This is a genomic window from Xenorhabdus sp. KK7.4 (assembly GCF_963876465.1).
Classification (GTDB): Bacteria; Pseudomonadota; Gammaproteobacteria; order Enterobacterales; family Enterobacteriaceae; genus Xenorhabdus; species Xenorhabdus stockiae.
Map to the genome: position 1 here is coordinate 12,637 of NZ_CAWNQF010000067.1, position 23,303 is coordinate 35,939.

The 23,303-nt window shown below is 45.5% G+C and carries 17 protein-coding genes and 1 riboswitch; of the genes, 12 read left to right on the forward strand and 5 right to left on the reverse strand.

Going from position 1 to position 23,303, the window contains the following annotated elements; all coding sequences use genetic code 11:
- Positions 1–286 precede the first annotated feature (286 nt).
- The 7 genes from AACS90_RS08110 to thiH all read left to right on the forward strand — a co-directional run bounded on the left by AACS90_RS08110 (position 287) and on the right by thiH (position 6,934).
- Positions 287–961: an HAD family hydrolase gene (locus AACS90_RS08110; RefSeq protein ID WP_099120217.1), complete on the forward strand. Its 675-nt coding sequence runs from the start codon at positions 287–289 to the stop codon at positions 959–961.
- Positions 962–1,036: 75 nt separating this feature from the next.
- Positions 1,037–1,161, forward strand: a riboswitch (TPP riboswitch).
- A gap of 141 nt (positions 1,162–1,302) precedes the next feature.
- Complete coding sequence (gene thiC, locus AACS90_RS08115) at positions 1,303–3,303, forward strand: phosphomethylpyrimidine synthase ThiC (protein ID WP_099120218.1); 2,001 nt, start codon at positions 1,303–1,305, stop codon at positions 3,301–3,303.
- Positions 3,287–4,000, forward strand: coding sequence for a thiamine phosphate synthase (thiE, locus tag AACS90_RS08120; RefSeq protein WP_099120219.1), 714 nt, complete (start codon positions 3,287–3,289; stop codon positions 3,998–4,000). The genes thiC and thiE overlap by 17 nt, the downstream gene beginning before the upstream one ends.
- Positions 3,994–4,797: a HesA/MoeB/ThiF family protein gene (locus AACS90_RS08125; protein WP_099120220.1), complete on the forward strand. Its 804-nt coding sequence runs from the start codon at positions 3,994–3,996 to the stop codon at positions 4,795–4,797. The genes thiE and AACS90_RS08125 overlap by 7 nt, the downstream gene beginning before the upstream one ends.
- A complete protein-coding gene (gene thiS / locus AACS90_RS08130) occupies positions 4,794–5,006 on the forward strand; it encodes a sulfur carrier protein ThiS (RefSeq protein ID WP_099120221.1) in 213 nt (70 codons plus the stop codon). Before AACS90_RS08125 ends, thiS begins: the two co-directional genes overlap by 4 nt.
- Positions 5,007–5,021: 15 nt before the next feature.
- Positions 5,022–5,789 carry a thiazole synthase gene (locus AACS90_RS08135; RefSeq protein WP_099120222.1) on the forward strand — a complete coding sequence of 256 codons (768 nt, stop codon included), beginning with the start codon at positions 5,022–5,024 and terminating at the stop codon, positions 5,787–5,789.
- Positions 5,786–6,934 carry a 2-iminoacetate synthase ThiH gene (thiH, locus tag AACS90_RS08140; RefSeq protein ID WP_099120223.1) on the forward strand — a complete coding sequence of 383 codons (1,149 nt, stop codon included), beginning with the start codon at positions 5,786–5,788 and terminating at the stop codon, positions 6,932–6,934. Before AACS90_RS08135 ends, thiH begins: the two co-directional genes overlap by 4 nt.
- 420 nt (positions 6,935–7,354) lie before the next feature.
- Here the strand turns inward: thiH and AACS90_RS08145 are convergent, their stop codons facing one another.
- Both AACS90_RS08145 and malT read right to left on the reverse strand, forming a co-directional pair.
- Positions 7,355–7,960 (reverse strand): DUF1349 domain-containing protein, encoded by a 606-nt coding sequence (locus AACS90_RS08145; RefSeq protein WP_099120225.1) that lies wholly within the window; start codon positions 7,958–7,960, stop codon positions 7,355–7,357.
- A gap of 53 nt (positions 7,961–8,013) precedes the next feature.
- Positions 8,014–10,731, reverse strand: coding sequence for an HTH-type transcriptional regulator MalT (malT, locus tag AACS90_RS08150; protein WP_099120226.1), 2,718 nt, complete (start codon positions 10,729–10,731; stop codon positions 8,014–8,016).
- A gap of 357 nt (positions 10,732–11,088) precedes the next feature.
- On the opposite strand from malT, the gene malP reads away from it, so the two are divergent.
- Positions 11,089–13,548 carry a maltodextrin phosphorylase gene (gene malP / locus AACS90_RS08155; RefSeq protein ID WP_099120227.1) on the forward strand — a complete coding sequence of 820 codons (2,460 nt, stop codon included), beginning with the start codon at positions 11,089–11,091 and terminating at the stop codon, positions 13,546–13,548.
- A 9-nt stretch (positions 13,549–13,557) separates the two neighbouring features.
- Positions 13,558–15,693 (forward strand): 4-alpha-glucanotransferase, encoded by a 2,136-nt coding sequence (gene malQ / locus AACS90_RS08160; RefSeq protein WP_099120228.1) that lies wholly within the window; start codon positions 13,558–13,560, stop codon positions 15,691–15,693.
- 98 nt (positions 15,694–15,791) lie between these two features.
- On the opposite strand, the gene malG is transcribed toward malQ, so the two are convergent.
- The 3 genes from malG to malE form a co-directional block, all read right to left on the reverse strand.
- Complete coding sequence (gene malG / locus AACS90_RS08165; RefSeq protein WP_099120229.1) at positions 15,792–16,682, reverse strand: maltose ABC transporter permease MalG; 891 nt, start codon at positions 16,680–16,682, stop codon at positions 15,792–15,794.
- A 12-nt stretch (positions 16,683–16,694) separates the two neighbouring features.
- A complete protein-coding gene (gene malF, locus AACS90_RS08170) occupies positions 16,695–18,251 on the reverse strand; it encodes a maltose ABC transporter permease MalF (protein WP_099120230.1) in 1,557 nt (518 codons plus the stop codon).
- A 134-nt stretch (positions 18,252–18,385) separates the two neighbouring features.
- Positions 18,386–19,585, reverse strand: coding sequence for a maltose/maltodextrin ABC transporter substrate-binding protein MalE (malE, locus tag AACS90_RS08175; protein WP_099120231.1), 1,200 nt, complete (start codon positions 19,583–19,585; stop codon positions 18,386–18,388).
- 377 nt (positions 19,586–19,962) lie between these two features.
- Here malE and malK point away from each other — a divergent pair, with 377 nt between their 5' ends.
- The 3 genes from malK to AACS90_RS08190 are packed head-to-tail and all read left to right on the forward strand — an operon-like array spanning position 19,963 to position 23,287.
- Positions 19,963–21,072: a maltose/maltodextrin ABC transporter ATP-binding protein MalK gene (gene malK, locus AACS90_RS08180; RefSeq protein WP_099120232.1), complete on the forward strand. Its 1,110-nt coding sequence runs from the start codon at positions 19,963–19,965 to the stop codon at positions 21,070–21,072.
- 33 nt (positions 21,073–21,105) lie between these two features.
- Positions 21,106–22,383 (forward strand): maltoporin, encoded by a 1,278-nt coding sequence (locus AACS90_RS08185; protein ID WP_099120233.1) that lies wholly within the window; start codon positions 21,106–21,108, stop codon positions 22,381–22,383.
- A gap of 19 nt (positions 22,384–22,402) precedes the next feature.
- Positions 22,403–23,287: a MalM family protein gene (locus AACS90_RS08190; RefSeq protein WP_099120234.1), complete on the forward strand. Its 885-nt coding sequence runs from the start codon at positions 22,403–22,405 to the stop codon at positions 23,285–23,287.
- Positions 23,288–23,303: the final 16 nt, after the last annotated feature.

Below are 23,303 nucleotides of genomic sequence, written 5' to 3' on the forward strand. Positions count from 1 at the left end.
TATCGTGTATTTTTAACTCAGTCAATATGGCTATTTCTTAAAACCATTAATGTATATATTAAATATAAAATGCGTAATATATTTTTTGATAAAATATCACACCTATTACATGATAATCAGGAAAGAAACTCAGTAGAGTAAGTCCGCCATTCGCTTACAATCCACCCTCTTTATCGTATTCTGCCTGCAATCTGTTATATTAACGACGTTTCTGGATGTTCACTAAATGCTTGATTCTCTTTCAGCCAACCAACCCTATCGATTTTGGGTTTGAGGAATAGCGACTATGTCACAGCAAATTGCCATATTTGATCTGGACGACACCCTGATCCGTGGGGATTCCAGTCTACTCTGGACGAATTATTTATGGGAAAAGCAGATCATTACTGACCCCCGCTTTATAGAAGCAGATCAGAAAATGATATCGGATTACAGTGCGGGGAAACTGAATATGCAGGAATATCTGTCAGTCAGTTTACAGGCTCTTTGCCAAATACCCCATGAACAAGTTGATATCTGGCTGACAGATTTTGTGGAAACAACAATCAAGCCTCTCTTCTATCCCGCTGCGAAAACACAATTAGATATTTACCGCCAACAAAATATTCCCGTCATTATCATTTCTGCTACTGTTTCTTTCGTGGTGAAAAAAATCGCGGCTGCATTTGGCGTAAATAACGCAATGGGGATTGATATGGTCATGAAAGAGGGTTGTTATACCGGTGATATTGACGGTATCCCGACTTTCCGTGAAGGGAAAGTTACCCGCTTACAGCAATGGCTGGCAGAACAGAACTTATCGCCACAACATATCTCTTTTTACACAGACTCAGCAAACGACTTACCGATGTGTTTCTTTGCCAGTGAAGTATTTACCGTGAATCCGGATATGAAATTGCAGTCAGCAGCAGAAAAACATGGCTGGAAGCAATTGAGCTGGGCGTTAGCGCCACGGAGTTAATACCTGACATCTGGCCAATACAAAAGGCTCAGTTTTCCGGTTGCAGTTTCCATAATCCCCTTTATACTCTGGGGTGTTTTCTTGTCGGAGTGCCTAGCGTTCAGCGTATATCACGATGGACACAGGCTGAGACCGTTTATTCGGGATCCGCAGAACCTGATCGGGCTAATACCCGCGAAGGGAACAAGAGTAATCCCTCTGCTGATGTGACTTATTATTTCTGTACAGACCTTCTGCCAGATAACACCGTTCAGCAATCATCATTACTCCCTGCGAGCTCCAGACAAGCAATTTTCTCAACTTAAGCCTGATACAGGCGATTACACAGTCAGGAATTTGCTATGTCTAATGCTATTACTAACGAAACCGTTACCTCCACCGCTGATATTATCCCAACAACCGATATCTCCCCTAAATCCCATCCGGCACGTCCACGTAAAGCCCAACGGGATGCTGCACAGGAATTTATCAATTCAATTCAGGGTGTCACCTTCCCCAATTCACGTCGTATCTATCTGGAAGGTTCACGCGAGGATATTCAGGTTCCGATGCGTGAAATTCAGGTCTCTCCTACGCTGGTTGGCGGCACAAAAGAAGAGCCTCAGTTTGAGGAAAATGAACCCGTACCTGTTTATGATACTTCCGGCCCTTATGGCGACCCTGAAGCCGTACTGGACGTACACGCCGGTTTGCAGAAAATCCGCCAGCCGTGGATTGAAGAGCGCAAAGACACAGAGCCAGTCACAACCCTCAGTTCTGATTTTACCCAACAGCGCCTTGCTGATGCCGGGCTGGATCACCTGCGTTTTCACCGTCGTCCCCACCCTTTGAAAGCAAAAGTGGGCGAATGCGTTACCCAGTTACACTACGCTCGTAAAGGCATTATCACGCCGGAGATGGAATTTATTGCTCTGCGGGAAAATATGGGGCGTGAACGCATCCGTGGTGAAATTCTCCTCCAGCAGCATCCGGGGCAAAGTTTCGGGGCCAACTTACCGGAAAACATTACGCCGGAATTTGTTCGTCAGGAAGTCGCTGCGGGTCGGGCGATTATTCCTGCCAACATTAACCATCCAGAATCCGAACCGATGATTATCGGACGCAACTTTCTGGTGAAAGTGAATGCCAATATCGGTAATTCTTCCGTGACCTCTTCCATTGAAGAAGAAGTTGAGAAGCTGATCTGGTCTACCCGCTGGGGCGCGGATACCGTGATGGATCTTTCCACCGGGCGCTATATCCACGAAACCCGTGAATGGATACTGCGTAATAGCCCGGTGCCAATCGGCACAGTCCCCATCTATCAGGCGCTGGAAAAAGTCAACGGCATTGCGGAAAATCTGACGTGGGAAATGTTCCGCGATACGTTACTGGAACAGGCGGAACAGGGAGTCGATTATTTTACTATTCACGCCGGCGTTCTGCTGCGCTATGTCCCGATGACCGCCAAACGACTGACAGGCATTGTCTCCCGCGGTGGTTCCATTATGGCTAAATGGTGTCTCTCCCATCATCAGGAAAACTTCCTCTATACCCATTTCCGTGAAATTTGTGAAATCTGCGCTGCTTACGATGTTTCCCTTTCTCTGGGAGATGGCTTGCGTCCCGGCTCCATTCAGGATGCCAATGATGAAGCTCAGTTTTCTGAACTGCATACGCTGGGTGAACTGACCAAAATCGCCTGGGAATATGATGTTCAGGTGATGATCGAAGGGCCGGGGCATATTCCGATGCAGTTAATCCGTCGCAATATGACGGAAGAGCTGGAACACTGCCACGAAGCGCCTTTCTACACATTAGGGCCACTGACAACCGATATCGCGCCGGGTTATGACCATTTCACCTCCGGTATTGGGGCGGCTATGATTGGCTGGTTCGGTTGCGCCATGCTCTGTTATGTCACGCCCAAAGAGCACCTTGGCCTGCCAAACAAAGAAGATGTGAAACAAGGACTTATCACGTACAAAATCGCAGCTCATGCAGCGGATTTAGCGAAAGGCCATCCCGGTGCTCAAATCCGCGATAACGCCATGTCAAAAGCGCGTTTTGAATTCCGCTGGGAAGACCAGTTTAATCTGGCCCTTGATCCTGACACCGCCCGCGCTTATCACGACGAAACATTGCCACAGGAATCCGGTAAAGTTGCCCATTTCTGCTCCATGTGCGGACCAAAATTCTGCTCAATGAAAATTACACAGGATGTACGGGACTATGTTGCGAAAAACCAAGCAGCAAAACTGGAACAACAATCGGGTATGGAACAGATGTCCGAAGAATTTCGGTCTCATGGCAGCGAACTGTATCACCGGGCTGAGGATATCAACGATGTCAAATCAGTCTGAAGCGATTTTATCTGAAACCGTTTGCCCTGAAACAGCCTCCTTTGCGCCAACCGAACATCGGTTGGGGTTATATCCCGTGGTGGACTCACTGATATGGATTGAGCGGTTACTGAAAGCAGGTGTCAGAACGCTGCAACTGCGTATTAAAGATCTGCCCGAAGATCAGGTAGAACATGATATCCGGCAGGCGATTGCATTGGGGAAGCAATACAACGCGCGCCTTTTTATCAACGATTACTGGCGTCTGGCAATTAAACACCGTGCTTATGGCGTTCATCTGGGGCAGGAGGATTTAGATATTGCTGATCTCAGTGCCATCCGACAAGCCGGGCTTCGGCTGGGGATCTCCACCCATGACGAGCAGGAACTGGCGCGGGCAAAAGCCCTGCGCCCATCCTACATTGCACTGGGGCATATTTTCCCGACCACCACCAAAGAGATGCCCTCATCGCCACAGGGTTTAATCGCCCTGAAACATCAGGTAGAAATCACCCCTGAATTCCCGACAGTGGCTATTGGTGGTATTTCACTGGAAAGAGTAGCTGATGTAGTCGCGACCGGTGTCGGTGGTGTAGCGCTGGTCAGTGCCATCACCAAAGCAAAAGACTGGCGACAGGCAACAGCCAGATTGCTTCATTTGGTTGAAAGGACACCTGACAAAAACGTTGAAGAAAATGATCGGAGGCGCTTATGTTGAACGATCAGGAATTTATGCGATACAGCCGTCAATTATTATTGGAAGATATCGGCCCGGACGGACAGGAAAAATTAAAAAACGGCAAAGTGTTAATCATCGGGATGGGGGGATTAGGCTCTCCCGCCGCACTATACCTCGCAGCAGCGGGAGTGGGGCACCTTTATCTTGCCGATGATGACCAATTACATATCTCAAATCTGCAACGCCAGATCCTCTATCGCACGGCTGACATTCCCGCAGGTAAGGCCACGCTGGCGGCACAAAAACTGACTGAACTAAATCCGTTGGTTCATACAACCGTCATTAATGAACGGCTGGATGAAAAATCACTGACAAACCTCGTCCGACAGGTCGATCTGATACTGGATTGCTGCGATAACATGGCAACCCGCCATGCTATTAACGCCGCCTGTATCGAAACCGGTAAACCTCTTATCAGTGGCAGCGCCGTCGGTTTCAGTGGTCAGCTTATGGTATTCGAACCGCCTTACCAGCATGGCTGTTATGCCTGCCTCTATCCCGATCAGGAAGAGCCTCAGCGTAACTGCCGCACTGCGGGTGTTTTAGGGCCAGTGGTCGGTGTGATTGGGACGTTACAGGCGCTGGAAGCTATTAAAATGCTGGCGGGTCTCCCTTCTTATCTGAATGGAAAACTGCGACTGTTTGATGGCAGAAAACAGAACTGGAGTACGTTACAACTGACACCCTCACCACAATGTCGGGTATGCGGAACGCACCCCATCATTGATAAAACTGCGGGTACAGATAAAACCGTTTCAGGAACAGAAATCGTATGAACATTATTGTCAACGATCAAACGATCACACTGGATACGCCGACAGATAATCCCATGACAGTTCAGCAGTTACTGGAACATATGCAACGTCCCCAGTCAGGTACTGCACTGGCTATTAACCAGACCATCATCCCCCGCTCAGAATGGCATACCCACCAGCTCAGTGACGGGGATAATATCCTGCTGTTTCAGGCCATTGCAGGGGGCTAATGCCGGAGGTTAACCATGTTAAAAATTGCTGATACCACCTTTCATTCCCGTCTGTTTACAGGCACAGGAAAATTTGCCAATGCCGGACTGATGATTGAAGCCATTCGCGCCTCCGGTAGCCAGTTAGTCACAATGGCGATGAAACGGATTGACCTGCAAGGCAAAGATGATGGCATTCTCACCCCCTTGCAGGAGTTGGGGGTTAAACTCCTGCCAAATACTTCCGGAGCAAAAACCGCAGAAGAGGCGGTTTTTGCTGCTCGCCTTGCGCGGGAGGCGCTGGGCACTAACTGGGTCAAGCTGGAAATCCACCCTGACGTGAAATATCTGTTACCTGATCCGATAGAAACCCTGAAAGGAGCGGAACAGTTAGTCAGAGAAGGTTTTGTGGTTCTGCCTTACTGTGGCGCAGATCCGGTTCTGTGCCGCCGTCTGGAAGAAGTGGGTTGTGCCGCTGTCATGCCATTGGGAGCACCTATTGGTTCAAATAAGGGCTTACTCACCCGGGATTTCCTGCACATTATCATTGAGCAATCCAATGTTCCTGTGGTTGTCGATGCCGGTATTGGTGCTCCAAGCCATGCGCTGGCAGCCATTGAAATGGGAGCCGATGCTGTACTGGTCAATACTGCAATCGCCGTTGCCCGTAATCCGGCCAAAATGGCGCAGGCATTCAAAACCGCCATTGAGGCAGGCGAACTAGCTCATCAGGCAGGAGTGGCAAGCCAGAAATCCCATGCAGAAGCCTCCAGCCCGCTGACCGATTTTCTGGGGGCTTTATGAACAGCAATACCGTGGCCGAACAGACTTTCCGCCATCGCTGGCAACAGTTGGACTGGGATGACATTACGCTGAGCATCAATAGTAAAACCCGCCATGATGTTGAGCACGCTCTAAATCGTGAATGCCTGACACTGAATGATTTTATGGCTCTGCTCTCACCCGCAGCCCTTCCCTACCTAGAACCATTGGCACAGCGGGCACAACAATTAACCCGTCAGCGATTTGGTAATACCGTGGGATTTTATATCCCACTTTACCTTTCCAATCTGTGCGCCAATGACTGTACCTATTGTGGTTTTTCCATGAGTAACCACATCAAACGTAAAACGCTCAATGAACAGGAGGTCGAGGCTGAATGTCAGGCCCTGAAAAAGCTGGGGTTTGAGCATATTCTGCTGGTAACAGGGGAGCATCAGAAAAAGGTCGGAATGGATTATTTTCGCCATTACCTTCCCTTAATACACCGTTATTTCAGTTCAGTCACAATGGAAGTTCAGCCATTAGCGCAAGAGGAATATGCCGAACTGAAAACACTGGGATTAGATGCTGTACTGGTCTATCAAGAAACCTACCACGAACCGAGTTATCAGTTGCACCATCTCAGGGGGAAAAAACAGGATTTTCACTGGCGGCTGGAAACCCCTGAGCGGCTAGGGCGGGCCGGCATTGATAAAATTGGTCTGGGCGCATTAATCGGGTTATCACCCCACTGGCGAACTGATTGCTATATGGTGGCAGAACACCTGTTTTTCCTGCAAAAACAGTTCTGGAAAAGCCGTTACTCCATCTCCTTTCCACGCCTGCGTCCCTGTGCTGGCGGGATTGAACCCGCATCCCTGATGAATGATGCAGAACTGGTACAACTGATCTGCGCATTCCGCCTGCTGGCACCGGATGTTGAACTTTCTCTTTCTACCCGTGAGTCACCTTATTTCCGTGATCATGTTGTACCTCTGGCGATAAACAGTGTCAGTGCCGGTTCTAAGACTCAGCCGGGTGGTTATGTCGAAAATGACCATCACGAACTGGAGCAATTCTCTCCGAATGACCATCGCTCTGTGAAACAGGTTGCCGAAGCACTGGTCAGATCGGGCTTACAGCCAGTCTGGAAAGACTGGGATAGTTATTTGGGGAGACAGGGATAAGAAATAAGCTGATGCCCTTCATCCAGATTGCATATTGGATGAGGGGTCATCGCCTCAAGACTTATTAAAAACGATCTTCTTTATTCAGATAGCTTTTTATTTTTTTTCGGTATTTACAAACTAATAAAACCAATACCAAGAGACTGCTATAAAAAATAAATTTAACGATACTTCCCGCGATGACAATACAGAATAAAACCCCGATAACCATAAAAAAATTAAAGATATTTTCCATTATCCATCTTAAAAATGTAAATATGCCTTTTATGATGTGATAAATACATTCCAGTAGTGCCGCGAAAAACTCCAACAAATCTTCCATTTGCATCTCCTTTTCCGTAATACCTTTATTTTACTTTTTATATTCGGGTATAAATCCATCATAAAAGCATTTTATCTGACCGGTTTGTAGCCATTCCACTAACTCAAATCATGCAAAGGCTTGTTCAAGGATGGCATCAGTTTGAATTCAGAAAACTTCACCTGCAACCCTTCTCGCTCTGGTGAACAACACATCGCACCAACAAACACTCGTTGCCCATTGTGTTGGCTGATAGTAAAAGGGGATAACCGCAACAAAGGCCACTGCTTACCATCTGTGGAATATTGCAGCCGGATAGCACCTTCCTGATAGGTCAGCCGCAACCAGAATTTCTCTGAGTTACCCGAAAAAATCCCTATCGCCCAGTCAGAATAAGGTGCGGTTAATACACTGCCGATTGTTGCCTTGCCATCGGCATATTCAATACCGGCTTTCAGCCAATGCTGTTCATCCACCAGCAACATAACGCCTGCCTGATCGTATAACTGCTCAAAACGCCCTTCAATACAGAGCTGAAACGTGAACCCTTCTTTAATAAGTAAATCGTCAACATAGCAGCCAAAAACATGACCACTGTGGCGCTGAAAGCCATACCATGTATCACGCCAAAAGTCGGTTTTATTATCAGTTACCACGCTCAGTGCATTATCCTGACGTTGCCATAAAGCAGGCTCATTAAGCCAATGACAGTGCAATAAATTCATCAGTAGCCCCTTTTTATTTATGAAATCATCAGAAATATCACCTTGAGAACATTTTACTGGACACCTAATCCCATCATTTTCATTAAATTCTGCGCCTGTTGAATAGCTTCCTGACGATGCGTAATACCCATTTTCTGATACAGATTGCGGATATGTGTCTTAATCGTTGTCGCAGCCACTTCCAGTTCAGTCGCTATTTGTTCATTGCTGTAACCAGAATAAATTAACCCTAATACCTGCCATTCACGTTGGGTTAATGGACTATTGCGAATAAGTTCAGGTACATCGGGATGAGTAAGAAGCTGTTCAACAAATGTTTCATCAAAATGCGCAAATTTATGCCGATGCTGACGATTAATTTCACGCAGAATACGCTGTGCCCGGTGTTGTTCAAAATCAGGCAGAATATTGAGCTGGATAAGCTGGCGTAATTGCAGGGCCATCAACTCGCCCTCAAGCACAAAGTGACTGATAAACCCCGTGCGATTAGCCAATTTCAGCGCTTCTATCAGCACCTGTTGCGCTTCAGCCTTGCGACCAAGCTGCCAGTGGAGCAGGTTGCACAGCAACAAATTGCGGTTTAAGTCACTGACCAACTCCAGTTTTACCGCATACTGATTCAGCATGTTTAAAATGCTTTCCGCCTCTTCATACTGACCAAGCAATATCTGAGCACGGGCAATATTACGCCACTGATTCTGATTGAAGTGATTACTGAAACTTTCGGGTTTCTCAGCCTGATCCAGCCATTGAGCCACTGCAATATTATCCTCCAGATGCTGCCAGATAATGATCCGCAATTTATCCGTATTCGTTCTCCAGTCCCGATGATAATGCCCATTACTCAACAAATTTTCACAACGGGTTAAATGACGGCGGGCATTATCAATATCTCCCCGGATTAAGGAACATTTCGCCAGTTGAGACAGACATTGCAATTGTTGCTGAGGCTGAAAGTTAGACAGCACCTCCAGACCACGCCGGGCAGCTTCCTCTGATTCATCAATACGTGCCCAACACCACAGAAGCTGGGAGCGAATACGCAACAGAAACTCATGCATCGGTAGCTGTTCCATATGTTGTTCACGAACCAGAGCAAAAGCGTGTTTTTGGGTTTCATAAGCACCCTGTAAATACCCCTGCGCCAGTAAAATTTCGCTTTGCTGTAATAATGCCCATAAAGCATAGTGGTAGACATGACAGCGGCGGGCCAACTGCTCCGTCTGCTTCATCAATGCTAATGCCTGAGACAGCGCCCCCTTACAGTGCAACACTTCCCCTTTCACTGACATCGCGACAATACGGCCATATTCATTATCAGGCAGCAGAGCAGCCAGTGCTTTTTCAGCCAGTAAATCAGCGTCATCCGGTCGGCCATCATTAATCGCAACCTGAGCACGCAATGCATCAAACTCTCCCAGTAGTTCAGCTTCAATCGTTATCTGTTTTTGCTTCAACGATTGCTCTGCCTGATTCAGTAATGCATTAACCTCATAATGACGATGCTGGCTCTGCGCCAGCCATGCCTGTAACAGCACCAGACGCGGGTTTTCCAAGAGCTGTTCATAAGGCAACGCATTCATGCACTCTTCCAGTAGCGACAGTTGACTCTGATTGAACAGTTCCCACGCATATTGCAGCAAAATATCGCACAATAACTTCGTATCCCCTGCTGCCAAAGCATGATGAATAGCTTCTCCCGGATACCCCTGCATCAACCAGCCTTCTGCCGCCATACTATGCAGCTTAGGCAGATCAGCTGCCATTTCCCAATGACAACGCTGCCGAAGAAATGATGCGAACAAGGGATGAAAACAAAACCATTCTCCGAAATCATCCATGCGCTGGATAAATAACCCCTGACGCTCAATATCTTCAAGGCATTGCTGACCATTCTCCATGCCCGTCAGACAAACAATTAACCCATCATTCATTGAACGCAGGATAGAACTGCGCAATAAAAATTCTCGCGTTTCCTGATCAACACGGTTTAAAACTTCATCCACCAAATAATCAGACAAATGGCCGGCATTAATACCTGAGAGACGTTTGGCCGATATTTCTGCTGTATTACCGGCCTGACGGGCAGACAGAGCAATCAACTGCAATGCTGTTGCCCAGCCTGCCACGTCATGACATAACTGCCTGCAATTATCCGCGTCCAATGGGCTGGGCAACCGTTTATCAAAAAATTGCTGAGCCTCCTGATAGTTAAACGCTAACTGCTGGCTGTCAAACTCCAGTAATTGCTCACGCACCCGTAAGTTAGCGACCCCCAGAGACGGTAATTGACGGGAAAGAATAATCAGTGTGAGATTTTCCGGCTGATGACGGAGAAAAAAACGCATGGCTTCATGGATAAGATTATTTACTATCAGGTGATAATCATCGATCACCAGAAACAATGACTGTTTCCATTCATTCAATTCAATAAACAACTGTGCGAACAGCGCCGATAAACTGGCATACTGGTGTTTCTGCGCCAGAACCTCACTTTTGACACAATGCCCCTGTGTGGCCTGTTGAATCGCAGCAATCAGATAACTGGCAAAACGCTCCGGCTGATTATCACTATCATCCAGAGAATACCACCCCAGATTACCCTGCCCTGCCGCCCATTGTGACATCAGCGTAGTTTTTCCATACCCTGCCGGGCTGGTTGCCAATACCAAACGATAATTCTGTGCTTCATTAAGCTGCGCTAACAGGCGCTCACGCATGACCATATGATTGAGGCGAAGGGGGCGACTGAGTTTCGATGGGATAAGCATTGATTTCCTCCCCTCACAAGCAATGAGTAGAACTGATCCCTGTAACTTTGTTGTCATGTTATTGAGAAATACAAATCAGTAACATTCATAAATAAACACCCAAATTTAGAGAAACGTGAGCTATTTGCAATTAGGTTGATTGATTAGATTGTGTTAAGTTGCACCCTGTCACATTCTTTAACTGAAACGTTTCTTTTTCCTGAATAAATTGCGAAAGCGCACGAAAAAATAGCTACGCCCTGATACTCATCCCCGCGAATATCCTGACAGGATGATGTTTCTTGTCCACTGAACCTTCAGCATATCAGACTCAATAATCTCCATATTTTCCTTATTCAGTGACAGGATGCAGACGCCATGAAAAAGCCCCAACTTGATAAAGCCGAATTCCAGGCTGCGCTGACCCGGCAGTTGCAGCGTTTTGGCCTTGATTTAGCACAGGGAGTAACAACACATCAGTGGTGGCAAACGATCAGTGCCACTCTTTTGGAATTACTGCCTGCTTATCGCCAAAACAATCACCACCAAAACAATCACCATCAAATTGATAATCTTCCGCCGACCGATGGCCCAAAAGGCAAGAAACGGCACGTAAACTACATTTCAATGGAGTTCCTGATCGGTCGTTTAACGGGTAACAACCTGCTGAATCTTGGCTGGTATGATGATGTTCAGGCGTATTTAGCCGAATATGGTGTGGCATTAAGTGATGTTCTGGAAGAAGAAACTGATCCTGCCTTGGGCAATGGCGGTTTAGGCCGTCTGGCTGCTTGTTTTCTTGATTCAATGGCGACCATTAATCAACCGGCAATCGGCTACGGTCTTAATTATCAGTATGGGCTGTTCCGGCAATCCTTCGAGCAAGGGTTACAAATTGAAACTCCGGATGACTGGGAGCGCAATACCTATCCATGGTTTTACCGCAATATACAACTGAATGTTGATGTTAGTTTCGGCGGTGAAATGGTCACAACAACCGACGGAGGTGAAATCTGGCGACCGGCTTTTACCCTGACCGGGGAAGCATGGGATCTTCCTGTCGTAGGTTATAATAATGGTGTTATACAGCCGCTGCGCCTGTGGCAAGCAACATATGATAATCCCTTTGATTTATCACTGTTCAATGATGGTCAGTTCCTTCATGCGGAACAGCAGGGCATAGAAGCCACCAGCCTGACCAAAGTTCTTTATCCGAATGATAACCATCGGGCTGGAAAACGCCTCCGCCTGATGCAGCAATATTTTCAGTGTGCCTGTGCTGTGGCTGATATTCTGCGTCGCCACCAGCTGGCTGGTCGCAAAATACAGGAGCTGCCGCAATACGAAGTGATACAGCTCAACGATACTCACCCCACAATCGCTATTCCTGAAATGATGCGCCTGCTGATTGATGATCACCAACTAGATTGGGATACTGCATGGAGCATTACCGGGCAAACCTTCGCTTATACTAATCACACCCTGTTACCGGAAGGTTTGGAACGTTGGGATGAACATCTCATCATCGAATTACTGCCGCGCCACCATCGTATTATTCAGGAAATAAACAATCGTTTTCGTAAAACGGTAGAAAAAAACTGGCCGGGTAACCAACAAATATGGGAAAAACTGGCAGTCATCCATGATAATCAGGTGAGAATGGCTAATCTTTGTGTTGTAGCCTGCTTTGCGATTAACGGTGTTGCCGCATTGCATTCATCTTTGATTGTGACGGATCTCTTCCCTGAATATCACCAATTGTGGCCTCAAAAATTCCATAACGTTACCAATGGCGTTACACCACGTCGCTGGTTAAAACAGTGTAATCCAGCACTCTCTTCACTGATTGATCAGACATTAGGCCATGAATGGCTCAGCGATATTACTGAACTAAAAAGACTCGAACCCTACGCTGCTGATGCTGCTTTTCGTGAGGCTTATCGCACCGTCAAACAGAACAATAAAATCCGCCTTTCCAACTACATCAATAAAACAATGGGGCTGAAGCTAGACCCTCATGCCATTTTCGACTTACAGATCAAACGGTTGCATGAGTACAAACGCCAACATTTAAACCTGCTGCATATCCTCTCACTTTATCGACAGATTCAGGAAAATCCGGCACTGGATATTTACCCGCGTGTTTTTCTGTTTGGTGCAAAAGCGGCTCCCGGCTACTATCTGGCAAAAAATATTATTTCAGCCATCAACCACGCAGCCGAAAAAATCAACCATGATCCGATCGTACGAGATCGCATAAAAATCGCCTTCATTCCTGATTACAATGTTTCAAAAGCTGAATTGATGATCCCGGCTGCCGATGTATCAGAACAAATCTCCACAGCAGGAAAAGAAGCCTCCGGTACAGGTAACATGAAACTTGCCTTGAACGGAGCACTGACTATTGGGACTCTGGATGGTGCAAATGTCGAAATTGCCGAACAGGTTGGCAACGACAACATTTTTATCTTCGGACATACAGTGGAAGAAACAAAAACCTTACTGAGAGAGGGTTATGATCCCAAAAACATTCTCCAACAAAATAAGCAATTACAACAAATGCTGGATTCCCTCGCCAGCGGTGAGTTCAGTCACGGAGATAAACAGGCATTTGATTTAATGCTGCACAGCCTGATTGATGGTGGTGACCCTTATTTAGTATTAGCTGATTTTGCATCTTACTGCGCCGCACATCAGCAGATTGATGAACTCTACCGTAATACCCCGCACTGGACACAAAGTACGATCCTTAATACTGCCCGTATGGGAACATTCAGTTCCGACAGAACTATTCAGGATTATCAACAACATATCTGGCAGGTTAAGCAGGTTAAATAGAGGATCATAATGGAAAACAAAAGCCTTGAGGATTTAGCGACAGAAGCTGGCATTGCCACTGAATACATTAATGCCTATGGCAAACCACAGGCTATTCCTGCTCAGATAAGGCATAAGATCCTGCAAACCATGGAAGAAAATATACCGGTCAAAAAGCCGGTTTCTGATCCATCGGTTTCAGCCTTACCCACAGTGAAGGTATTAATTATTGGTCAGTCATTCACTTTTACGCTGAATACTTCTGCCCAATATCAGTGGCAAATACAGACAGAACAAGGAACAAGCCTGCGTGGAAATTGCCAATATCAACTGATACTGCCAGCCTCTTTGCCTCTGGGTTATCATACGCTGAGTTTAGTCCCCTCATCAGGCCCCAAAGACTCGGTACAACGCCATGTTATGCAGATCATCATCGCACCGGAACGCTGTTACGAACCAGAATCACTGATAAAAGGCAGCAAATTGTGGGGAGCCTGCATCCAGCTTTATACCCTGCGTTCCGAAACTAACTGGGGAATGGGTGATTTTGGCGATCTGAAAAAAATGTTACGGGAACTGGCACAACGCGGAGGCGCTTTTATTGGCCTGAATCCACTCCATGCGATGTATCCTGCCATACCTGAAAACACCAGCCCTTATAGCCCTTCATCCCGCCACTGGTTGAATATCATTTATATCGATGTCAGTCAGGTAGAAGACTTCCAATCCAGTGCCAACGCTCAAAAGTGGTGGTTGATGCCGGAAACCCAGCACAGAATTCAGAGTGTCCGCCAAACAGAATGGGTTGACTATTCCGGTGTGATGGCACTGAAAATGACAGCGTTACGTTTGGCTTATCAACAATTCAATACCCGAACTGATACCGATCCCTTATATCTCTCATTCCGTCAATTCATTAATCAAAGCGGTAAAAGCCTGTACTCTCAGGCTGTCTATGATGCCCTGCATTACAAACTATACAGCGAAAGTCACACCTATTGGGGTTGGCCCATCTGGCCTGAAAAATACCGCGATCCAGATAGTGATACTGTACAGGCGTTTTGTGACACCAACCCACAGGAAGTGGAGTTCTTTCTTTGGTTACAATGGATTGCTGACAGGCAACTGGCTGACTGTTTTCGTGAAAGTCAGAACCATGCTATGCCGATTGGTATTTATCGTGATCTGGCCGTTGGCGTGGCACAAGGTGGTTCAGAAACCTGGAATAACCGAGAACTCTATTGTATGAAAGCATCTATTGGTGCTCCGCCTGATATCATGGGACCACTGGGACAAAATTGGGGGCTTCCTCCAATGAACCCTCATGTGTTACAGGCTCAGAATTATCAGCCTTTTATTCAATTACTACGTAGTAATATGCGTCACTGTGGAGCATTACGCATTGATCATATTATGGCACTGCTCAGGCTTTGGTGGATCCCTCAGGGAGAAGCCGCAGCTCAAGGCGTTTATGTCCATTATCCTGTTGATGATTTACTGGCGATATTGGCATTGGAAAGCCAGCGTCATTGTTGCATGGTGATAGGCGAAGATTTAGGAATAGTACCAGAAGAGATTGTTGGAAAATTACGTGACCGTGGTGTCTATTCTTATAAGGTTTTTTATTTTGAGCGCGATGGACAAGGTGAATTTAAGCCACCTGAGAAATATCAGACACAAGCCATGGCAGCTATCACTACCCATGATTTACCAACATTATGTGGGTTTTGGCAAAGTGGCGATCTGAAACTGGGTGAATCAATTGGGTTATATCCTGATAAGGTATTACTCGCTGAGTTATATCATGAACGCGAACACTGTAAGCAAAAACTATTACAGAGTTTAAATCATCATGGTTATCTCTCTGAATCAGAAAATATAGCAAACACACTAACCCCATTGCAGCCAAAGACATCTCCATCACAAATACCAACGTCCGTTAATCAAGGAATACACTATTATCTCGCTAGCTGTACCAGTGCCTTGTTGGGCTTACAACCTGAGGACTGGCTGGGTATGGAAAATCCTGTCAATGTCCCGGGCACAACCATGGAATATCCTAATTGGAGACGTAAATTAACCGTCACATTGGAAGACATGTTCAAAAATACAGACATAAATAATTTATTGGAAACAATAAATAAACACAGAAGAAGAGTGTCATAACGACAAGCAAAACAGGCAAAAATATTAAACTTCGTACCCTTTATACAGGTACGAAGTTTTGCTTTACCTTTACTCTTTGATGAATTTCGAACAGACCGTCACCCCTTCACACCACCGGCTGTCAATCCTCCGACTAACCAACGCTGGGCAAGTAAGAAAACTACTGTAATAGGTATAGCAGAAAGTACAGCAGCGGCGGCAAAGTCACCCCAGAGGTAATTTTGTGGGTGGAGATATTGCTGCATGCCCACAGCTAATGTGTAATTATCCACATCCCTTAACAATAGTGAAGCGACTGGTACTTCAGTAATCGCACCAATAAAAGACAGGATAAATACCACCGCTAATATCGGGACAGAAAGCGGCAACAGTATCAAACGAAAAACCTGCCACGATGTTGCACCATCCAGCATGGCTGCCTCTTCTAAAGAACGATCTAACGTTTCAAAATAACCTTTTATCGTCCACACATGTAGCGCAATCCCACCCAGATAGGCAAAAATCACACCACCGTGGGTATTCAGACCGAGAAAAGGAATATATTCCCCCAAACGATCAAGCAAGGCATACAAGGCCACTAACGACAAGACAGCGGGAAACATTTGAAAAATAAGCATTCCTTTTAATAAGGTATTTTTGCCACGAAAACGCATGCGAGCAAAAGCATAGGCACACGTTGTTGACAGCGCAACAATACCAGTCGCAGTAATTAATGCGACTTTTACAGAGTTCCATAACCACAGTATTACCGGGAACGGAGGAGGAGTAATGCGCCCATCAGAGGATTCAACACTATAGCCCAGCGCCAATTTCCAGTGTTCCCAGGAAATCGACTCAGGGATCAAACTGCCCGTCGCGAAATTCCCCGGTCGTAAAGAGATAGCAATGACCATGAGTAATGGAAATAAAATCGAGGCGATAAAAATCAGCATGAATATATGCGTTGCCCATATTCGCCACCGTTGTGCTCTAGATTGGACCATCGCCATGCCACTACCTCCCTAATCAAATTTAATTCGTGTCGTTTTCAGATTAATGATTGCCAAAGCTCCCACCAGCAAGAAGATTAATGTTGCTATTGCCGCCGCTAATCCAAAGTCTTGTCCTCCATCGCCCTCAAAAGCAATACGATAGGTATAGCTAACTAATAGATCGGTATAACCCGCTGGTGTCGTTGTCCCAATATGGTCCGGCCTGCCGTTGGTAAGTAATTGTATGAGAACAAAGTTATTGAAGTTAAAAGCAAAGCTAGCAATCATCAATGGCGTCAGAGGCTTAATTAACAAAGGAAAAGTGATATAACAGAAATTCTGTAGCGGCCCTGCACCATCCATCGCGGAGGCTTCATACAGATCATCAGGAATCGCTTTCAGCAGCCCCATACAAAGGATCATCATGTAGGGATAACCCAGCCATGTATTAACAATAATCAGCATAGTTCTGGCTAGAGTCGGGTCAGTGAACCAGTCTGGTTTCAAACCAAATAGCCCATTAAGCAGTAGATTTACTTCACCAAAGCTTTGGTTAAATAACCCTTTGAAAATCAAGATAGAAATAAAGGAAGGTACGGCATAAGGTAAGATAAGCAATACACGGTAAATAGCCCTGCCCTTAAGAGCTTCCCACTGCACAATGCAAGCCAGAATCATGCCCAGTGCCACAGTCAATATTACCGTTAACAGAGAAAAGAGTACCGTCCAGACAAAAATGGAGAGAAAAGGTTTTTGAATCCCTTCATCCTGAATAACCCGCAGGAAATTTTTCCAGCCAATGGAAACCGTAAACCCGGGACTCAACGTCCCATCACTCCATTCCCCTTTTGCATCAATGGATTGGTAAAAACCCGTCTCCATATTCGGGCGATATTTTACACCTGTCTGATTATCAATCAGGGTGTGACTATCTTTCTCCAGAGTATAAAGGGAATGTATACCGGAAAACTGCCGCAAAGAGCTCATGCTCAGTCTACTGTTATCAGGCAGAATTACTGTAACTTGCCCTAATGCCTGCCGGTTCTGCGTAATGGTACGCAATGTGGCAGCGTCATGATTAAAGCGGGTTACCTGCTCATATAATGGCAGAATGATTTTTCCTTTATCTGATAAAGAAAAAGGCTCTGATACCAATACATTCGAACTATCAGCGGCATTTAATACCAAAATCCACTGTTGATCCTGAGGGTAAAGTTTGAAATTAAATGACTGGCCTGTTTGATATTGTCTACTCATCAATACGGCCTGAGCCCGCTCAAGGGTGAGTTGGTTGGTACTGCTATAGTTTGTAAAAGCAATCGTAATGGTACAAATAAGCGGGAACAGGACAAACAATAGCATTGCGGCAATACCCGGGTAGGTATAACGCCAGGCATAAGACTTACTATTAGCGAAAACATAGACGCCACTACCCAGTAATACCAGTATCAGAATTGCAAACAGGTATTCCCCCTGTGCGTACATCAAAACAATCAAATAACCGGTAAAAGACAGGCTCAGCCCCACCGCAAACCATTTCAGGACAGAACGTGGCCACCATACACTTTTGTTCAATCTTGCTGACATTATGCACTTCCTGTTACTAGAAATTTATTACCTGCGAGCCTATTTCTACGAACCTGTTTTACTGAGATTCAATGAGAAAATCTTTTCTCCGATAAACAAAAAGCCTCCTTCAAAATCAGGAGACTAATGCACATTTATTTCACAATTCGAGCCTCTGCATCATTGAGAGCCGCATCTACAGGTTGTCGACCGCTGACCGCATTAAGTACAGCACTACGCATGGCATACCAAAAGCTACTCATTTGTGAAATGTTCGGCATGATTTCGCCTTTCTGAGCATTGTCCATCGTGGCAGCAATGCGTGGATCTTTGGCAAGAATATCCTGATAAGACTTCAACGCTACCGCACCCAACGGCTTATCCTTATCCATCATTGCTAAGCCATCATTAGTCAGCAGGTAGTTTTCCAGAAACTCCTTGGCCAGTTCTTTATTGGGGCTGGCTGCGTTAATTCCTGCGCTTAAAATGCCAACAAAAGGTTTAGAAGGCTGGCCTTTAAAAGTTGGTAGCAGAGTAACACCGTAATTAATTTTACTTTTGTCGATATTCCCCCATGACCAAGGGCCATTAATAGTCATTGCTGTCGTGCCTTTATTAAAAGCGGCTTCAGCAATCGAATAATCAGTATCAGCACTAAGGTGTTTGTTTTTTACCATACTGACTAAAAATCCCAGACCAGCTTTAGAACCAGTATGATTTACTCCGCTATCTTTAATATCGTAGGTATCACCCTGCCTCTTAAAAGCATATCCACCATCAGCAGCAATCAGGGGCCAGACGAAATAAGGCTCCTGAAGATTGAACATGATCGCATTTTTCCCCTGCTTTTTTAGCTCGTTATCTAACATAGGAATTTCTTCCCATGTTAAGGGTGGTGACTTAACCAAATCCTTATTGTAAATGAGAGAAAGAGCTTCAACCGCAATAGGGTAGCCAATCAATTTGCCCTCATAACGAACAGCATCCCAGGTAAAGGGAAATAATTTGTCCATGAAATTATTATCAGGTGTAACCTCAGCCAGTAACCCCGACTGTGCGTAGCCCCCAAAGCGGTCATGTGCCCAGAAAATGATATCCGGACCATCTCCGACCGCCGCAATCTGAGGATATTTTTCTTCCAGTTTATCGGGATGTTCAACACTGACTGAAATCCCCGTATCCTGCATGAATCTGTCACCAACCTGCGCCAGACCGTTATATCCCTTATCCCCATTGATCCAAATTACCAGCTTACCTTCTTCCAGTTTTGCGAAAGCAGGAACAGAAAGTACCCATGCAGATAAAACGGAAAGCATCAGTGCACGAGCACCTATTTTTGAGATTCTTTTTGTCATCATTCCGTCCTTTTCAGTATTTGCTGATTTAAGATGAATTTTTCACTACACCGCCAGAAAATATTTCACAGTGTGCAATTAATAGAAAGCAGACTCATCCTCCCCCTGTCTACGCCTCTCATCAAATGAGTGTGAACGTGATTACAAAAGCACTGTAAACCATGCCAACAGCCTTAAAAACGCACCAATTTCTGGAACTAAAATCACATTTTATTTCCAGAAATATCAAGGGATTTTGTAATCCTACTAATCTCATCCTCCTAATCCCTCCCCCATAAAAAACGATAAAATGGAGGATTTTTATTCCTGTTATTTTGCACACAATCCTGCCATCTACTTTTCACTACAAACCAGGATGGCAACTCCGAGGGAAACATATGTCCAGCGTCACACTTCGTAATGTATCTAAGGCTTATGGTGAAAATGTTATTTCCAGAAATCTCAATCTTGAGATTGATGAAGGAGAGTTTGTGGTTTTTGTTGGTCCATCGGGATGTGGAAAATCGACTTTATTAAGGATGATTGCCGGTCTGGAAGATGTTACGTCCGGTGAAATGCTGATTGCAGGCCAAGTAATAAATGATGTGCCGCCCGCTAAACGTAGTATCGGCATGGTTTTTCAATCTTATGCACTTTACCCCCATTTATCCGTAGCAGATAACATGTCTTTCGGCCTGAAACTGGCAGGGATTAAAAAAAGTGAGATTCAAAAACGGGTAGAGCAGGTCGCAGAAACTCTCCAGCTAGCTCATCTATTGGATCGCCGTCCAAAAGCACTATCTGGTGGCCAGCGTCAGCGAGTGGCTATTGGCCGTACTCTGGTCGCCGAACCCAATATTTTTCTACTGGACGAACCTCTCTCCAATCTGGACGCTGCCCTGAGAGTTCAGATGCGTATCGAAATTTCACGTCTGCATAAGCGGCTGCAACGCACCATGATCTACGTCACCCATGATCAAACCGAGGCCATGACATTAGCAGACAAAATCGTTGTATTGGATGCCGGCAATATTGCTCAGGTTGGTAAACCTCTCGAAATTTATCACTACCCGGCTAATCGTTTTGTAGCCAGTTTCATGGGCTCGCCAAAGATGAATTTCTTACCAGTCAAAGTCTCTGCAACCGCTGTTGATCAAGTACAGATCAGCCTGCCTAATGGGCAACATGTCTGGCTTCCGGTAGAAAGTAAGGGAGTTACCGTCGGGAGTAATGTGTCTCTGGGTATCCGGCCGGAACACCTTTTACCCAGCGATGTCGCTGACGTAACACTGACAGGAACTGTACAGATAGTAGAGCAGTTAGGAAGTGAAACTCATATCCATATCCACATATCAACTATCCGTCAAAATCTCGTTTATCTCCAGCCTGATATTGTTCTTGTAGAAGAAGGGGCGACCTTCACTATCGGATTAGCCCCTCATCGTTGTCATCTGTTTAGGGAAGACGGAACAGCATGTCGGCGTTTATACAGAGAACCAGGGGTTTAAACCTCGTCATAAAAAAATAACAGGAGAACAATTATGCGCATCTTACCTCTCTCATTACCCGTGCTGGCTGGATTATTTTCCATGCAGGCCGCTGCGGTAGACTTCCACGGTTATGCCCGTTCAGGTATCGGCTGGACAGGACGTGGCGGTGAGCAAACATGTGCTCAAAGTACAGGGGCACAGAGTAAATACCGCCTCGGAAATGAGTGTGAAACCTATGCTGAATTAAAATTAGGACAAGAATTATGGCAGCAAGAAGATAAACGCTTCTATTTCGATACCAATCTTGCCTACAGCGCGGCTCAGAAAAGCGATAATGAATCGGTCAACCCAGTATTCCGTGAAGTGAATGTACAGGCAACTAACCTGATTGACTGGTTGCCCGGTTCAACACTGTGGGCCGGTAAGCGTTTTTATCAACGCCATGATGTACATATGATCGATTTCTATTATTGGGATATTTCTGGTCCCGGAGCCGGTTTGGAAAATATTGATCTTGATTTTGGCAAACTTTCTCTTGCCGTGACACGCAATACTGAAAGTGGAGGTTCATATCGCTGGGTTAGTAATAAAAATCAAAATACCGAAACCTCTAATGATGTTTTTGATGTCCGGCTGGCTGCTCTCCCCATCAACAGCGGTGGTATGCTGGAATTAGGTGTCGATTACGGGCGGGCTAATCCACGTAAGGGTTATCATTTGGCCAAAAACGCTTCTAAAGATGGGGTAATGCTAACGGCTGAACATACCCAAAGTATGTTGGATGGGTTCAATAAACTTGTTGTTCAGTATGCGACTGACTCTATGACTTCCAATAATAATGGTCGTTCCGCGGGAGCCAGTACCGACAATAATGGTCATATGCTGCGTGTGATAAATCATGGAGCTATCAATCTGGCTGAAAAATGGGACTTAATGTACGTCGCCATGTACCAAAATATTGATCGCGATAATCGTAATGGAACCATTTGGTATACCGCAGGTATCCGCCCAATGTATAAATGGACCCCCACCATGAGTACATTAATGGAAGTTGGCTACGATAATGTCAAATCTCAGCGTACCAAAGCGATTAACGACCAGTACAAAATCACTCTGGCCCAACAATGGCAGGCAGGTGATAGCATCTGGTCCCGTCCGGCGATTCGTTTGTACACCACTTATGCTAAATGGAATGAAAAATGGGGTTATGCCAATAAAACTCCCGGTTATAACGATGGGTTAGCTTATCGTGACACAACTGCTCACCATTTCAGCCGTGGTAAGAATGATGAGTTCACGTTTGGTGCTCAATTTGAAGCCTGGTGGTAATTTCGGGTAAGGGTAAACGATGAAAACCAAACTAATTACTCTCTTCTTTATCAGTATTTTCTCCTGCATAAGCCTCCCCTTAGTGGCTTATGCAGCAGGTACTGTATCTGAGAAGGCTATGATTAATCCGGAAATAAACAACAGCGTTGCTTATTCCATACCTGTTTCTGTTTTACAGAAGCAGGTATGGAAACCGATAAAGACCCCGGCAATGCACACAATTGTTCTCAGTCGGACTTCACCTCAGATTAACGAAGGAAATATTCAGGGAGCAGTTGCCACTCTTGCTTTACCGGCCAGTCAGGGTGCACTGAAAATGACGTTAAGCAGCCTGATAAAAGATAAGCAGGTCTATTTACCTAACGTGTTGGTGTTTGATGAAAAATTTCAGCCTGTTGCACTTTATGCAAGCCATTCTTTTTCCTATCAACAACCGGGGATCTTCTCGGGGGAAAGGGTTGAAAGAACATTAAAAATAACACCAGTGTCAGGGCAGAAAAATATATATTTGCTGATTTACACTACCCATACAGACCTGCAAACATCGACCAAAATGGTTGATCCAGCCAAAGCCTATGCTCAGGGAGTAGGTAACGCGGTTCCCAATATTCCAGACCCAGTAGCTCGCCATGTTGATACCGGAATTTTAACGCTGAAAGTGACGTCAGAACGAACTACCGAAAACGTATTGGCTGACCATTCTCTCGTAGATCGAAAGCCTAATAGGGTGCCTAAATCTATTTCCGGTGAAACAGAACAGCACTTCAATGAGGCTATCAAGAAAGCGATCAAAAATGGAGATATCAATAAAGCACTGACTCTGTTAGACGAAGCTGAACGCCTTGGTTCATCAAGTGCACGAGAAACATTTATCAAAATGATAAAGAGTAAAGGATCTACCTGAACCGGTACGCATTAAA